This window comes from Anaerobacillus sp. QJM3NY_17 (assembly GCF_056173665.1).
On record NZ_CM149685.1, the window covers coordinates 2,634,047 to 2,648,559 of the forward strand.

Here is a 14,513-nt window from a genome sequence, read left to right on the forward strand (position 1 = left end):
ATCTGTTATTCAGCATCTTCCTCTTCACCAGGAGAAGCTGGTTTTGGTTCGTCTTTAAGATCAAAATAAGCTTCAAATAATCGTCTAGCTATGTCTTTATTTACTGATTCATTTCGATCACTACTTAAGCTAGGGACTACAACGGCTAAAGCAATTTCAGGGTCCTCATAAGGAGCATAGCCAACAAAGGTTAAATTAAAACCCTTAACCTGATTATCATTACCGAATGACACCTGAGCAGTCCCTGTTTTACCCGCATGAGTGAAATCTACTCCCTTAAAATACTTTGTCGCTGTACCATTGCTAGCATTCGTCACTCGCCATAAACCATTTTGCACTCGATTTATATCACTTTGACTCATTTGAATACGATTCATTACGTTTGTATCGAACTGATCCACGATAATATTGGATAACCCATCGACATTTGAAGCTTCATGAACTTCTTTTAAAAAGTGTGGTTGAATTCTTTTCCCATCATTTGCAATCGTTGAAATATACTGAGCCATCTGCAAGGGGGTATACGTATCAAACTGACCAATCATTAAATCCATTAAGTTACCAATTTGCTGAATGCCTCCATTGATTCCTGTTGTTTCAATTGGCATATCAATTCCCGTCTTATTACCTAATCCAAATTGATTGAAGTGATAACGAACAGCATTATAGCCATCTCGATTCCAAGGAATCCCGCTTGTGTCTGGAACATAATCAAACCCTGCTATCATCATAGCGATTCGGTACATATACACGTTGGAGGATCTCTCTAATGCTTCCACATCATTTACCCACCCTAAGTTTGCATATGACGCTTTCTTGGGGGTAGAAGGAATAGATATTGGAGTATCGAATAGAGTTGTCCCATGGCTAATCACACCCGTTTCATAACCCGTTAGGACGGACGCCCCTTTCACCGCTGATCCCATTTCATATGATTCTGAAAGGGTCCCATAGGAATACTCGATATACTCATTTTCTTTCGAGCTATATTTTGTTCCACCAAAGGCTAATACTTCACCCGTTTCTGGGTCCATTCCAATCGCATACGCACGATCAGCGTATGGGTTCCCACGCGCTCTAGCCTTTCTTAATTCCTCTTCAAGAATTGTTTCAAGCTTCTGCTGAAGATCTATATCTACTGTAAGAACGAGATCATTCCCTCTTTTTCCTGGAGTCACCTCAGGTTCACCTATTGGTTTGCCTGATTTATCCGTTACGTACTTCTTCATCGCTTTCTGCCCTCTTAATAAATCCTCATACTGCTTCTCAAGATAGCTGATGCCTACAAGATCATTATTGTCGTAGCCTTTCATTGTATAGGCATCTAAAGATTCTTTAGGGATTTGTCCTAGATTACCAAACATCGTCTCCATCGTTTCATCGTATGGATAGACACGTTCGGCATCTGGTGAGATATCAACTCCAGGAAGCTCTTCTAGGTTCTCGCTCACTTTTGCGATTTCTTCTCTCGTTAATCCTTTTTTAATTGCCTGAGAAGAAAGCGCATACCCAGTATCCATTTGTCTTTTAATTGCAGCTATTTTTAATTCCTCTTGATCACTCGTTATCTCTTTAAGATCTTCTTCTTTAATCCGATCAATTTGCAATTGATATGCTTTTTTAGAATCAAGATCATTCCTTTCTTCTTCCGATAACTTCTCCTTTGCCTTTTCTGGTCTCGTGATAATCCAAAAATCCTTTAAATCTCGTTCAGTCACTTTATCTGTATCCATTTCAATAAATGCTGCTAACTTACGAGCTACATCAAGTCTTTCCTGCTGTTTCGTCTTCTGATTTCGGATATACGTTAATGTAAACGTTGGTTCGTTATCAACAAGTACTCTTCCATACCGATCATACATCTTCCCTCTTGGCGCCGATGATTTCGCTGTCACATTTTCTGTTTGCTCTGAGATTCGCTCAAAATCTTCCCCTTGCACAATTTGAATCACACCAAGCCGTAAGATTAAAACAGAAAACAATAAAAAAACAAAAAGAAATAAGATATTCAGCCGAAATGGCACATGTGTTTTCTTCATTTTTTCTTTAATCATAAAGGCCCCCCACGACATTTCCTTATCTTCCCAACTATCATAACATAGGTTTATTAGGACTTTTTTCCTTATTAGAAAATAAATACAATTTCTTAACACCAAAATAAACGCTTACTCTCTCTATAGTTAGACGATTCAATACGTTTGAATGGTTCAATTTAAAGTGTAAAAGTAGCTATGTGTGATCGATTCAGACCTTTTTACGCTTGTTTCTCCGTAAAGACATAACAAAAGGAGCGTGTTTCGTTAACACACTCCTTTACGTATTTCTATTAAGATCTTATAGTATTGGCGAAAGCAAGCGTGAAATTGATTCTTTAAAACGTATCCAAAGCGAACGTTCAAGATATTCCACTTCTGTTAGTTCCTCACTCTTCTTCATATCATTTATGAAAATATTCTCCAGTTTCTTAGAGATTTCCTCATCATAAATAAAGGCATTCACTTCGAAATTAAGTCGAAAGCTACGAACATCAATATTTGCTGTTCCTACCGAAGATATTTCGCTGTCAACCGCTATAGTTTTAGCGTGTATAAACCCGTTCTGGTAAATGTAAATTCTAGCTCCCGCTTTCAGTAATTCTCCCACATAAGAATAGGTTGCCCAGTAGACAAACAAATGGTCAGGTTTGTTGGGAATCATTAACCTCACATCAACCCCGCTAAGAGCCGCTATACGTAAAGCATCTAACAGACTTGCATCTGGTATAAAGTAAGGGGTTTGAATGAATATGGTGCGCTTTGCTGATGTAATAAGCTTAATGTACCCATTCTTAATCTGTTCCCATTCTGAATCTGGTCCACTACTGACGACCTGCACACCTGCTTTTCCAATCGATTCGATAATAGGAAAATAACAAGATTTATACCCTACTTTGTTCCGAGCAGCATGATTCCAATCTAAGAGGAACCGTGTTTGCATAGCGAGCGTTGCACTTCCTTCTATTCGTAGATGTGTATCACGCCAATACCCAAACTTCGGATTTAAACCTAAGTACTCATCACCAACATTAAACCCACCAACATAGCCAAGTTTCCCATCAATAATAACGAGCTTGCGGTGATTTCGGTAATTCAAGCGAGTATTGACATATGGAATTCGAGAAGGGAAAAACACCTCCACTTCTCCTCCCGCTGCAATTAAATCTCGGAAGAATCGCTTCCTTGTTTTTCTTGAACCCATTTCATCATAAAGAACACGTACCTTCACACCTTCTTGTGCCTTTCGAGTCAACTTTTCTACCAGTTTTCTACCAAGATCATCTTTTTGAAAAATATAGTATTGAAAGTGAATATGATCACTCGCACGACCAATATCCTCAATTAGTGCGTTGAATTTTTCTTCTCCATCTGTAAAAACGCTTATTGCATTATCCTGAGTAAGTACTGCGTCATCATTTACAAGATGCATATAAATAAGATCTTTATGTCTGGCAATTTCTTCATGTCTAAATGGATAAATCCCACTTTTAATCTCACTAACTTGTTCCTCAATTAAATCCTCGATTCCTACTTTTTTAATATTATCCCAATCAAATAATCTTCTTCGACTAAGGTTTTGTCCAAAAACTAAATACATTACAAAACCAAGGAGCGGAATAAAAAGAAGGACCATTAGCCAGGCCCATGTGGCACCAGCATCCTTCCGTTCCAGGAAAATAACGAGCGCAGCAAAACCAAGATTTAGAACGAATAATATTCCTAATAAAATCGATATAATGTGCATAAATCATAACTCCTTTATTAACCACAATGACAAATTTTACTCTCTAATCCCTTAAGTTTACCTTATTTCTAAACTGTTATTAAGATTAATTGTGAAACAAGTGAATCCTTTCCATATTTCATCTCATTATTAAGTGATTTTATCCATTTTCTCTTGTTAGTTGAAACAAAAAATATTGAATTTTATTACATAAAAGCTATTCCACTTCTTCTTTTTTCCAAGTAAAATAGAAGCAACAAATACAAGGAGGAGTTTAAATGAATGGTAAACCAATTCATTTCGATGGAAGCTCTGTTCCCTCTGTAACTTCAGCTAAGAATCAACCTCTTAAAATCACTGATGACGTTCGAAAATGTATCAGCTGCAATCCATTTCAACTGCCACCAACTAAATAATTCTTCATAAAAGCCTTGCTCATTTAGCAAGGCTTTTATGACTTTAACATTGATTTAATTACTATGAGGCAAATTCCTTGAATCAAACTTACGTCTGTTTTATAGTTTGTCTTGAATTAAGAATAACTCAATTCGAGATAATCGGAACGAATAGGAAAGGAATGAATCTGTAATGGCAAAAGTTTTATACATCACTGCTCATCCACACGATGATACTCAATCTTATAGTATGGCAGTAGGTAAAGCATTTATAGAGACGTATAAGCAAGAAAATGAAAACGATGAGGTAGTTCATATTGATCTTTATAGTGAGCATATTCCTCAAATCGATGCTGATGTGTTCAGCGGCTGGGGAAAATTGCAGTCAGGAAAAGGGTTTGAAGAACTATCAGCAAGTGAGCAAGAAAAAGTACAGCGTCTTAATGAATTAAGTGAAGAATTTATTGAAGCAGATAAATATGTATTCGTTACTCCACTCTGGAATTTCTCTTTCCCTCCAGTAATGAAAGCCTATTTTGACTCTGTATCTGTGGCTGGTAAAGCCTTTAAATATACTGAAAATGGCCCTGTAGGTCTTTTAACAGATAAAAAAGCCATTCATATCCAGGCACGTGGTGGCGTGTATTCTGAAGGTCCCGCTGCTGAAATGGAAATGGGTCATCGTTATTTCACAACGATGATGCAATTCTACGGTGTTCCAGAATACGAAGGACTCTTTGTAGAAGGTCATAATGCTATGCCAGATAAAGCAGAAGAAATTAAACAGGAAGCTATTGCTCGTGCAAAAGACACTGCACATACATTCTAATCTCGATATATATTCACGAAAACCAGCTGAAGAATTAATTTCAGCTGGTTTTTTATACCTTCACATCATACCCCTGCTTTTCCACTACTTTCTGTATATCTGAGGTAGACACTTCATTTTTATCATAGGTTACTTTAGCATTTCCTTCCTTGAGATGAACTTCTACAGCCAAAACTCCATTCAATTCTAGTAAAGCAGTCCGAACGATCACCATACAATTTTCTCCAGTCATTCCTTTAATCTTCAAAGTTGTTTTTTCCACTCCTTGTTCACCCCTCCAGTTGTTAAGTTGACTCTATTCTTCCCCTATTCTTGTTAAAGTACTATGTCCAAAAATTCAAAGCTAGAACTTTCAATTATAGCAAAAGACAGCAGGGGAAATTCCCTAACTGTCTTTTTGAGCTGCGGCCCAGAATACCCACCAGATCAATAATGGTTGGAAAAGTAATCTCACCCATAATAATACTTGATTTGCTTCATCTTGCCCTGGAGCAGGTACGCCAGCAATTGCTGCATAAATATTTGCTGGAAAAATGGCGATTAAATATATGACCGTCCACAATCTAGCCTGTTTTCGTGTGGAAGGAACAAGTAGAAGAATCGCTAATACGATTTCTATGATTCCAGTTAAATAAATGAAGCCGAGTTTAAACGGAACCCAATCGGGTACCATTGCGGCAAAACCTTCACCCTGAAGAAAATGAGCAAATCCTGCAAAAATAAAGAAGAAAGCAAATAAGACGAGCGCTATCATCCGAATCGTTTTTTTCATAAATTATCTCCTTTTCACTTCGATTCTTTCATGATAGCAAACTCACCTTCATTTGTTGAAGGAAAACGCTTAGCGAAGCAGCTCCTTAATTGTATAAGGAAGCATTTCATGAAGCGTTTCAAAAGAATAGGTGAGTTCAAGGCGTTCTGTCCATTTATGCGCATCTTTACCCTTAGGGCCAAGGTTCATGACGGGAACTTTTAGCTGCTCTAAAGCTTCTAGAGGCAATTCGTATGATTGACCATATAACGGCATGTTGCTCATTAATGGTTGGATTGTTTCTTTCGTTCTTTCAAGCCCTACGAAGCTTAAATCAGAAAGTCCTGGAAAATAATGTTGAGGTTTCAGCGTCACCTTATGTTTAGTTGAACTATAAGCGACCACTCGCTGAATGGTTTCCTGAATAAAAGAATCATGCCTGGAAGATACAGCCGGATAAAATGGCGGATTATAAAAAAGGATAATCATCGGACCATCATCTTTACAAAGTGCGGCTAAATCAAAAACCATTCTTGTTGAAAGATCTCGATCGCCTAGATCTTTAAAATTGGCAGATATATAATCTTGCCGACGTTTAATTTCTGCCTCCCCAAACAGCATAACAGCACGTTGGTGCAGCTGCTCATAAGTCAGAACGTTAACCTTGAATGGTTCAGGGACATAGTTTTGGAGCATGGAGAACGCTGTAGCTTTCTCCAAATAGTGATTTTCAATGCGTTTGGCAGCAACTTTGACTGCCTCCATTAATTGATTTGTAATATGCTGAATGCTCCTCTCCATACCAAGAACATTGAAAAGAGTTACACCCACATGCGGAATCTGTACGGAGTATCCTTCTTTTAAATCCTTTTGCATTAAGTTAGTTGGCGGAGGTGTTACCTCCCCATCGACAACTTCACAAAAATCAGCGTTAAGCTCAAGCTCTCTTGTTACTTCAGCAGCCATGTAGTTAGCGTTCAATCCTGAGAACGGCTCACCAACGTGCGTTTCTTGACCGTAACAGAAAAAGCCAGGTAATAGCTTTCCAATTGATCCTGAATAAACATACAAGTTCTGGTCGCCAGGATAATTTGTAAAAACAGGTTCTGAATTTAAGCAGGCAGTATAAATTAAATCATGCTGTTTAGCCATTTCGACAAGTACAGGAACAGCTTCGATCATGCCAAGTGAATTCGCTTCTTCATCAGGAACGGTAAGGAATAAAATATTCCCATCAAATTCACCAAAATTTGCTTTTTCAAGCATACTCATTTGAAGGGCAATCCCAGCTTTCATATCCATGACACCACGCCCAAACATCCACTCGCCACTTGTAAGGTCGTTTTGAACTTCAACCGGCATTTTATCAATATTTTTGTATATTTCTTCTGTAAGATCATATGGACTAAAAGCTAGATTTTTGAATTGTCCGTAGTCTTCTATGTCTACCACATCAAAATGGCTAATTAAAATAACTGTTTTCTTAGACCGTCCTTTTTTAATAAGTCCTGTAACGAAAGAGCGACCATCACTTGTTGGATGAAGAGCGAGCATTTTAGGATTGTCTTTGAAATAGTCCAAATCCTGAAGCTGAAGGTGAATATATTCAGCAAGTGCTACCTCCGGATATGATCCCGTTACACTCTGATGTTCAACTAGCCTGGATAGTAAGTACATCAAGGTTTCTTTCGTTTGCCATTTCCCCATCTCATCGCCCCCTCATATGTCTGTTATTTTTGCAAATTCAACCTGTTTTTGGTAGGTTTAATGGGAATAGACGGACTTTTATGAACTCTTTTTCCGTTTATCATATTTTATACATACTAAACCCGAAAAGACCAGCAGAAATGAGGGGAACAATGACAATTATATTCGCTCACAGAGGCGCAAGTAGACAATGCCCCGAGAACACAATAAGTGCTTATCAACGCGCTGTTCATCTTGGAGCAGGCGGAATTGAAATTGATATTCAGCTTTCAAAAGATGGGATCCCTGTCGTCATTCATGATCGAACGCTGAAAAGGACAACATCCGGAAAGGGGATTGTGACACAAACCACTCTCTCTGACCTCAAAAAACTTGATGCGGGAAGTTGGTTTTCTCCCGATTTTAAACATGAAAAAATCCCTTCGTTAGAAGAGGTTTTGTTATGGGCAGCAGACTACCCAGACGTTTGGTTAAACATTGAATTAAAATACTATCGAGAAGACGACGAACAGCTTGCCAAAGTGGCGATTCCACTCATTAAGAAATATCGCTCTGAGAAGAATACAATGATTTCTAGCTTTGAACACCATCGGCTGATAGATGTGCATAAGTTATGGCCAAAATTAGAAACAGCACCTCTTTATAAGGGGAATTTACATGAGCCATGGCATTATGCTAAGAAATTAAAAGCAAAAGCGATCCATCCGCAATTCAAATCAATCCATGCATCACTCGTAAAAGCAGTGCATTCACATGGCATTAAAATACGTCCTTACACGGTCAATGACGAAAAAGGACTCAGACAATTCCTCGATTGGGAAGTGGATGGAATTATGACAGACGTCCCAGACCTGGCGCTTAATATCATGCATAATAAACAAATTCCTCAACAAAAGAAATCATGGTGGAAAACTGTCTGGAGTGTAGTAACAAAGTAGATCAAGATTTGCGACATCTATTTTAAGACATGCTATACTTTTGGGGTCACGAAAGAAGTAATAAAGGAGCGATTGCATGTCTTCAGCATTATTTACACCATATACTATTAAAAATGTCACCTTCCCTAACCGGATTGTGATGAGTCCCATGTGCATGTATTCATGTGAAGCACAGGATGGTAAAGCCACAAACTTCCACTATATTCACTACACTTCCAGAGCTGTAGGAGGAACAGGCTTGATTTTCACAGAAGCAGCAGCCGTCACAGAACAAGGTCGTATTTCTCCACAAGATCTTGGAATCTGGAGTGATGACCATATCGAAGGATTAAAAAAAATTGTTCATCTTTCTCAAGAACAGGGATCAAAAGTTGGCATTCAACTTGCGCACGCAGGTCGAAAAGCCGTTCTGGATGGACCGATTATTGCACCATCTTCCATTCCTTTCAATGAGGAGATGAAAACACCAGAAGAAATGACGGTCGAACAAATTAAGGAAACCATCGTTGCTTTTAGAAAAGGAGCGGAACGAGCGAAGGAAGCAGGATTCGATGTGATTGAACTACACGGCGCTCACGGATATTTAATCAATGAATTTCTATCCCCACTCACTAACAAACGTAAAGATGAATATGGCGGTTCAAAAGAAAGCCGTTATCGTTTCTTAAAAGAAACCATTAATGAAGTAAACAAAGTTTGGGACGGACCTCTATTCGTTCGAATTTCTGCTGAGGAATACCATGAAGAAGGTAATACAATGGAGGATTTCATTTATTTTTCTGACGAAATGAAAAAGCAAGGCGTCGATCTTGTTGATTGCAGTACTGGTGGAGTTGTTCCTGCGCGTATTCAAGCCTACCCAGGTTATCAAGTAAAGCATGCCGAACAAATCCGAAAGGAATCTAACATTGCGACTGGAGCCGTTGGATTAATTACCCATCCTCTTCAAGCAGAAGAGATCATTCAAAATGAACGCGCGGATCTTGTTTTACTCGCTAGAGAAATGTTAAGAGATCCTTATTGGGCTAGAACTGCCGCAGCTGAACTTGGAGGAGATTTAAAAGCTCCTAAACAATATGAACGTGGTTGGAACTAATGTGTTGAAATAAATATAGATAAAGCGAGCTCAAGTTGAGCTCGCTTTTCTTAATGGAATATGTACCGTTGTCTGGTCCTCCATTAAATCGGTATTTTCAAAGAGATTTCTCGCTTCTTCCACCAGTCCGACAACATCAGATTCCTGGTAGCGAGAACTAATATGATTTAACAACAGTTTCTCCACCCGAGCATCCTTTGCAATTCGAGCTGCTTGCACTGTAGTGGAATGATAATACTCATACGCTAGTCTAGTGTTTGCCTCAGAAAAAGTAGATTCATGAATCAAAACGTCGGCATTTCTGGCAAAATCAATGGTCTTTTCTGTAAATCTTGTATCGCCACAAACGACAATGTGCCTACCTTTAATGGTTGGTCCTGTCACGTCACACGCATGAATCGTTTGCCCATTCTCCAGTTTAATTGAACTACCGCTTTTCAACTTTTGATAGATCGGTCCAGGCTGTACGCCGAGAGCCTTTAATTTTTCAACATTTAACGTACCTGCTTTATCCCTTTCTTCAATACGATAACCAAAGCTATCGATTCCGTGCTCCAAAAGAGCAACCTTAATGGAAAAATGAGATTCATTCACTTGAATCCCGTCCTCTACTTCTACAATACGCAGCGGATAACGTAGGTAGGTGCCACTAATCCGAATCGCTGTATTAATAAAATCAGCTAATCCTTTGGGACCGTATACAATCACCTCTGATTCTCCTCCCTGAAAGGAGCGACTTCCAAGGATGCCTGGTAATCCAAAAATGTGGTCTCCGTGCAAATGAGTAATAAAAATTTTTGTCATTTTACTAAGAGTAATGGATGAAATAAGAATTTGATGTTGTGTCGCTTCTCCACAATCAAACAACCATACTTCTCCAGAATCCAATCGCAGGGCTGCGGAACTGACGTTGCGTTTTGTGGAAGGAACACCGGCACCTGTCCCAAGAAATGTGATTTCCATCTTAATTCTCCTTTTCATCGTCTCTTTGTCGCAAACATTTCAATGATCAGCTACACTGTATGTATGAATCCTATATAGGAGCTGAATCTCATGTCTTCGAAATATAGATTAATAATTGCATTGTTCCTATCTCATATCCTTTTATTCTTGTCTTTCTTTTTGTTAAATGACATCTTCTGGCCGCTCTTTACCGTATCTCTTCTCTTACTCGGTAGTTTTTCATTCCGTCATGTTAAATGGAGGAAACCTTCTTTCGCTCAACTCATAATCGGAATTGGAAGTGGTGGCTTGCTGTATCTTATTTTTTATGTGGGTAAAGTGATGATGCTCTACATACTCCCTCAATCGATCACTCAGGTTGAAGCACTCTATCAACTTGTAGCGCCTGATCAAACCTGGCATTATTACAGCCTAATTCTTATCATTATTCCGGGAGAAGAACTGTTTTGGAGAGGATTTGTACAAACACAGCTAAGAACGATTCACATCAAGTATCCAATCTTACTAGCTGCTCTGCTTTATATGAGTGCACACATATACGCAGGCGCTTTTCTATTGCTAATAGCTGCTGTTTTAGCAGGAATTGTATGGGGATACCTGTATAACCGCACAGAAAATATGATCGTTCCGCTGCTTTCACACCTTGTTTTCGACTTATTTCTTCTAGTTTTCTTTCCGCTTCTCTAGTTTATACGAAAACTTTACTTCATGAAGGAGGTTCTTCACATGCTTTTTATACAGAAGAGCCTCTTTGTGATCTGGATGTTTCTCTCCATAGCGAACCTTCTCGTAAATTTTAACAATAAACTCTTTGTTTTCACGACTACCAGGAATCCTTCGCAACCATTCACTTAACGTTTCATCTTTTTGGCGACCATTACGATATTTGAAAGCTTTTATTTCAAGATCATAGAGCTGTTTTCTTATTTGATCAGAAGGTGGCTTTAATTGCTTCATTTGCTTACCTTTTTGTGAATACAATGTTTCACTTGTCGAAGTTGCAAACGATTTGACTTGAAAACGAGTAAGAGCCAACCTTTTCTTATACAAAACGATCACAACAATAACGAAGCAAATGAAAAGTAATGTATAGAAAATCATCTCTATCGGAATATCCATCCCTTGATTCAGAATTTTTTTATCGTTCATGATTTCTTGAGTCTCACTACTCGAGCTCGTCTGTAATAATTCCTGACCATCTTCAGTAAAGCGACCTTCAAGAAACGATGTTAACCAGTAAATCGGTAGACCAATAACATAACCTAGTCCGCTTATCGAATAAGAGATTGCTTTTACTATCGGTTCTTTCACCCAAATCAGGATACTAAACAGAACACTTGAAGCAGATAACAAAATGAAGATAAAGCTTATCGCCCACCTTGCCTGCTTCTTCCCTCCTGTTTTTCTAACTTCTACAGCGGCTCTACAAATAAGAAGCATCACAAACTGCACAAGAGGCAACAAAAAAATAACCTGTCGAAGCTCAGATGAATTACTAAATAAAAAGAATAGAAACGCCCCAATTAAACTCAAGAAAAATATGAGCGCATCATTACTTCGCTCGATTTCCCACATGTTTATATAACTCCGCCAGGCAATGACTATTGAAAGAAGAACCGTATATAGGAACGGAAAACCTAGCACTGCTACTCCCGCAAGAGTCGTCAAAACCATTAGCAGCAACATCAATGTAAACGAAATGTATGCTCGGTTTCGGGCGTAGACACCGAAAAATACTAAGCCTCCCCCTATAACCATGGTCAGAAAGGGAAATATCGGTGGAAAGGTTTTTTCATACAAATAAAAAAACGAAATGATAAGATACACAAACAACATGTCATAAACGTAATAAAGAATATGAGGGAGTTCCTTTCGTAAACTCATGACTCCTTCTTCCTCTCTAAATGGCTAAGATATGCGTCATCACCTGACATTTTCACTTCATAGCATTTATGTCCTTTCCTTTCTAATAGATGGTAAAACGCTGCTTCTTTGCTCTCTTGGATCGGTTCTCCTAATCGAATGATAACAGAACGATCTGTTATTCGCTTCCGCAGCCATGCACTCATTCGCTCAAAAGATAACAAAGGTCTCGTTTCGTCAATTCGAGCTAGCATTTCAAGCGCATTACTCAACTGAGCATTTCCCTCACCTGCTTCCAGTGTCATACATGGGGACGGTCCCTCTGGATCTAAATTGATATGTAATTCGAATGACACTCCTCTTTTGGTAGCAAGCTTGCAGAGAAAAGCAAGTTGACTAATATACGTCTCGATGTCTTTAGAGACCTGCCCAGGACTATTTTTCTTTTTAACAGATAAATCAAGAACAAATATCCACCTCAAATCAATCGAACGTTCGTATACTTTTGTTTTCAATTCTGAGGTTCTAGCTGTGGCTTTCCAATGAATGCGATTGAATGGGTCCGAACTTTCGTATTCCCTGGCACCTGCTGGAGATGAGAGGTTTTCATATAGCGAATGTTCATATGAATGGCTTCCCAATTCGAACATCGAAAGTTGCTCTACACCTTTCACCTCTAAAAGTTCGGGATATATCAGAATTTCTGTCTGAAATAAACTTTCAAGAATGGATAACTGTTTCCCCCATCCAAAGAGATCTTTAATCAAAAGCTCTACTTTTCTTATCCGAGTCACTCCTCTTTTATCTGCATAAATCGGAAAGGAAATGGTTTTCCTTTCCTTTTTACCAAGATAAAAAGGTATGGAATAAAATTGAAGGTATTTGGTATTTTGGACTAGATCAACGTTTGAAACATGCAGAATAGGCTCTAGAGAAAAATGGAGCTGACCATTCCATATCGGCAATTTCCCTGTATTGTTTAGTGTAAAAGAGAGGGTTTCCTGCTCCCCTTTGAAAAGCTTAATCGTTCGACGGTTATTTTCTAACTCAACTTGCTCACCTGCCTTTTTCAAGTACAGACGAGTAAAAAAGGTTAATAACAATAGCGCAATGGTGATTAAGAAAAGTTCAAAAGATTGAAAATAAAATGAGGAAAGAAGCACAATCCAGCTCAGGGCAAAAAATGAAGTTAGAAACAATGAAAGCCTAGTTGACGATCTCCACCTCATGTTGCTGATGTCCCTAACACTTCCACAGGCACTTCAATTTGAGTGAGAATTTCATTAAATACTTTTTGTTTCGTCATCCGCATGGATCCTTCCATCGTAAGTACAAGACGGTGACTAAGAACATAAGGAGCCACGAACTGGAGATCATCAGGAGTGACATATCGTCTCCCTTCTAAATACGCTTTTCCCTGTGCGGCTTTCATAAAGGCAATTGTGCCCCTTGGACTAACGCCAACACTTATGTACTCTGAATTTCTTGTGGCTTCCACAATATTAAGTAAATAATCTTCAATCACATCAGAAAGTTCAACTCGTTTTACTTCCTCTTGAAATGATTCAATCTCACCTTCTTCAAAAAGACACGTCAAATCATCAAATGGATTATGTAATCTCATCATTTGAATCATCTGTTTTTCTTCTTTCATGGTTGGGTATCCACTTTTCATTTGCATAAAGAAGCGATCCATTTGTGCTTCAGGTAATGAGAAGGTGCCCTGTGATTCTAATGGGTTCTGTGTCGCCATGACGATAAAAGGAGTAGGGAGCTTTAACGTTGTTCCTTCAATGGTTACTTGCTTCTCTTCCATAACTTCCAATAAACTCGACTGGGTTCTTGGAGTAGCTCGATTTATCTCATCTGCGAGTAATACATTCGTCATAACGGGTCCGGGTCGTAATTCAAAATCTTGTTTCTTAGGATTGAAAAATTGAATACCTGTGACGTCACCTGGAAGAACATCAGGAGTAAATTGTATTCTCTTAAATTCCCCTCCTAGTAAAACGGCCATTGACCGGGCAAGAAGTGTTTTCCCGGTACCTGGAACATCTTCTAATAAAACATTCCCATTATTCAACAATGAAATCACTACAAGTTCAATCGTTTTTTCTTTGCCGATCAGCACCTTTTGCATTTCTTGTTGAACAATCTTCATTTTTTCTACAATTTTCATTTTGTCAGCTCCCTTTCAGACCAGATGAAAAAT

Annotated in this window: 14 protein-coding genes; 5 read left to right on the forward strand and 9 right to left on the reverse strand. The window is 38.6% G+C overall.

All coding sequences use genetic code 11. The annotated features are described in order from the left end of the window. Positions 1-5: 5 nt before the first annotated feature. Positions 6-2,054 (reverse strand): peptidoglycan D,D-transpeptidase FtsI family protein, encoded by a 2,049-nt coding sequence (locus AC0VYV_RS13820; protein WP_475367717.1) that lies wholly within the window; start codon positions 2,052-2,054, stop codon positions 6-8. Between the two features lie 280 nt (positions 2,055-2,334). Beyond that, positions 2,335-3,780: a cardiolipin synthase gene (cls, locus tag AC0VYV_RS13825; protein ID WP_475367718.1), complete on the reverse strand. Its 1,446-nt coding sequence runs from the start codon at positions 3,778-3,780 to the stop codon at positions 2,335-2,337. Positions 3,781-4,037: 257 nt separating this feature from the next. Here cls and AC0VYV_RS13830 point away from each other — a divergent pair, with 257 nt between their 5' ends. Together AC0VYV_RS13830 and AC0VYV_RS13835 are read left to right on the forward strand one after the other, a co-directional pair. Continuing rightward, positions 4,038-4,175, forward strand: coding sequence for a hypothetical protein (locus AC0VYV_RS13830; protein WP_194222070.1), 138 nt, complete (start codon positions 4,038-4,040; stop codon positions 4,173-4,175). A 172-nt stretch (positions 4,176-4,347) separates the two neighbouring features. After that, positions 4,348-4,983 carry an FMN-dependent NADH-azoreductase gene (locus AC0VYV_RS13835; RefSeq protein ID WP_475367719.1) on the forward strand — a complete coding sequence of 212 codons (636 nt, stop codon included), beginning with the start codon at positions 4,348-4,350 and terminating at the stop codon, positions 4,981-4,983. 52 nt (positions 4,984-5,035) lie between these two features. Here AC0VYV_RS13835 and AC0VYV_RS13840 read toward each other — a convergent pair whose 3' ends face one another. The 3 genes from AC0VYV_RS13840 to AC0VYV_RS13850 form a co-directional block, all read right to left on the reverse strand. Next, positions 5,036-5,245 (reverse strand): cation transporter, encoded by a 210-nt coding sequence (locus AC0VYV_RS13840; RefSeq protein ID WP_430246947.1) that lies wholly within the window; start codon positions 5,243-5,245, stop codon positions 5,036-5,038. A gap of 123 nt (positions 5,246-5,368) precedes the next feature. Continuing rightward, a complete protein-coding gene (locus tag AC0VYV_RS13845) occupies positions 5,369-5,755 on the reverse strand; it encodes a DoxX family protein (RefSeq protein WP_475373927.1) in 387 nt (128 codons plus the stop codon). 69 nt (positions 5,756-5,824) lie between these two features. After that, positions 5,825-7,441 carry a M20/M25/M40 family metallo-hydrolase gene (locus AC0VYV_RS13850; protein ID WP_475367720.1) on the reverse strand — a complete coding sequence of 539 codons (1,617 nt, stop codon included), beginning with the start codon at positions 7,439-7,441 and terminating at the stop codon, positions 5,825-5,827. Between the two features lie 152 nt (positions 7,442-7,593). Here AC0VYV_RS13850 and AC0VYV_RS13855 point away from each other — a divergent pair, with 152 nt between their 5' ends. Continuing rightward, on the forward strand, positions 7,594-8,379 hold the full coding sequence (locus AC0VYV_RS13855) for a glycerophosphodiester phosphodiesterase (RefSeq protein WP_430246950.1): 786 nt from the start codon (positions 7,594-7,596) through the stop codon (positions 8,377-8,379). 76 nt (positions 8,380-8,455) lie between these two features. Then, positions 8,456-9,475: an NADPH dehydrogenase NamA gene (gene namA, locus AC0VYV_RS13860; protein ID WP_475367721.1), complete on the forward strand. Its 1,020-nt coding sequence runs from the start codon at positions 8,456-8,458 to the stop codon at positions 9,473-9,475. 30 nt (positions 9,476-9,505) lie between these two features. Here the strand turns inward: namA and rnz are convergent, their stop codons facing one another. Then, positions 9,506-10,438 (reverse strand): ribonuclease Z, encoded by a 933-nt coding sequence (gene rnz / locus AC0VYV_RS13865; RefSeq protein ID WP_475367722.1) that lies wholly within the window; start codon positions 10,436-10,438, stop codon positions 9,506-9,508. 90 nt (positions 10,439-10,528) lie between these two features. On the opposite strand from rnz, the gene AC0VYV_RS13870 reads away from it, so the two are divergent. Continuing rightward, entirely contained in the window at positions 10,529-11,125 is a 597-nt protein-coding gene (locus tag AC0VYV_RS13870; RefSeq protein ID WP_475367723.1) for a lysostaphin resistance A-like protein, read from the forward strand. Here the strand turns inward: AC0VYV_RS13870 and AC0VYV_RS13875 are convergent. The 3 genes from AC0VYV_RS13875 to AC0VYV_RS13885 are packed head-to-tail and all read right to left on the reverse strand — an operon-like array spanning position 11,102 to position 14,480. Then, on the reverse strand, positions 11,102-12,322 hold the full coding sequence (locus tag AC0VYV_RS13875) for a hypothetical protein (RefSeq protein ID WP_475367724.1): 1,221 nt from the start codon (positions 12,320-12,322) through the stop codon (positions 11,102-11,104). The two genes, AC0VYV_RS13870 and AC0VYV_RS13875, sit on opposite strands and share 24 nt — an antisense overlap. Further along, positions 12,319-13,530, reverse strand: coding sequence for a DUF58 domain-containing protein (locus tag AC0VYV_RS13880; protein WP_475372649.1), 1,212 nt, complete (start codon positions 13,528-13,530; stop codon positions 12,319-12,321). Before AC0VYV_RS13880 ends, AC0VYV_RS13875 begins: the two co-directional genes overlap by 4 nt. After that, on the reverse strand, positions 13,527-14,480 hold the full coding sequence (locus AC0VYV_RS13885; protein WP_430246957.1) for an AAA family ATPase: 954 nt from the start codon (positions 14,478-14,480) through the stop codon (positions 13,527-13,529). Before AC0VYV_RS13885 ends, AC0VYV_RS13880 begins: the two co-directional genes overlap by 4 nt. Positions 14,481-14,513 lie beyond the last annotated feature (33 nt).

Coding starts and splice junctions, on each gene's coding strand:
- AC0VYV_RS13820 (WP_475367717.1), bottom strand. CDS start 2,054: ATGATTAAAGAAAAAATGAAGAAAACACATGTGCCATTTCGGCTGAAT.
- cls (WP_475367718.1), bottom strand. CDS start 3,780: ATGCACATTATATCGATTTTATTAGGAATATTATTCGTTCTAAATCTT.
- AC0VYV_RS13830 (WP_194222070.1), top strand. CDS start 4,038: ATGAATGGTAAACCAATTCATTTCGATGGAAGCTCTGTTCCCTCTGTA.
- AC0VYV_RS13835 (WP_475367719.1), top strand. CDS start 4,348: ATGGCAAAAGTTTTATACATCACTGCTCATCCACACGATGATACTCAA.
- AC0VYV_RS13845 (WP_475373927.1), bottom strand. CDS start 5,755: ATGAAAAAAACGATTCGGATGATAGCGCTCGTCTTATTTGCTTTCTTC.
- AC0VYV_RS13850 (WP_475367720.1), bottom strand. CDS start 7,441: ATGGGGAAATGGCAAACGAAAGAAACCTTGATGTACTTACTATCCAGG.
- AC0VYV_RS13855 (WP_430246950.1), top strand. CDS start 7,594: ATGACAATTATATTCGCTCACAGAGGCGCAAGTAGACAATGCCCCGAG.
- namA (WP_475367721.1), top strand. CDS start 8,456: ATGTCTTCAGCATTATTTACACCATATACTATTAAAAATGTCACCTTC.
- rnz (WP_475367722.1), bottom strand. CDS start 10,438: ATGGAAATCACATTTCTTGGGACAGGTGCCGGTGTTCCTTCCACAAAA.
- AC0VYV_RS13870 (WP_475367723.1), top strand. CDS start 10,529: ATGTCTTCGAAATATAGATTAATAATTGCATTGTTCCTATCTCATATC.
- AC0VYV_RS13875 (WP_475367724.1), bottom strand. CDS start 12,322: ATGAGTTTACGAAAGGAACTCCCTCATATTCTTTATTACGTTTATGAC.
- AC0VYV_RS13880 (WP_475372649.1), bottom strand. CDS start 13,530: ATGAGGTGGAGATCGTCAACTAGGCTTTCATTGTTTCTAACTTCATTT.
- AC0VYV_RS13885 (WP_430246957.1), bottom strand. CDS start 14,480: ATGAAAATTGTAGAAAAAATGAAGATTGTTCAACAAGAAATGCAAAAG.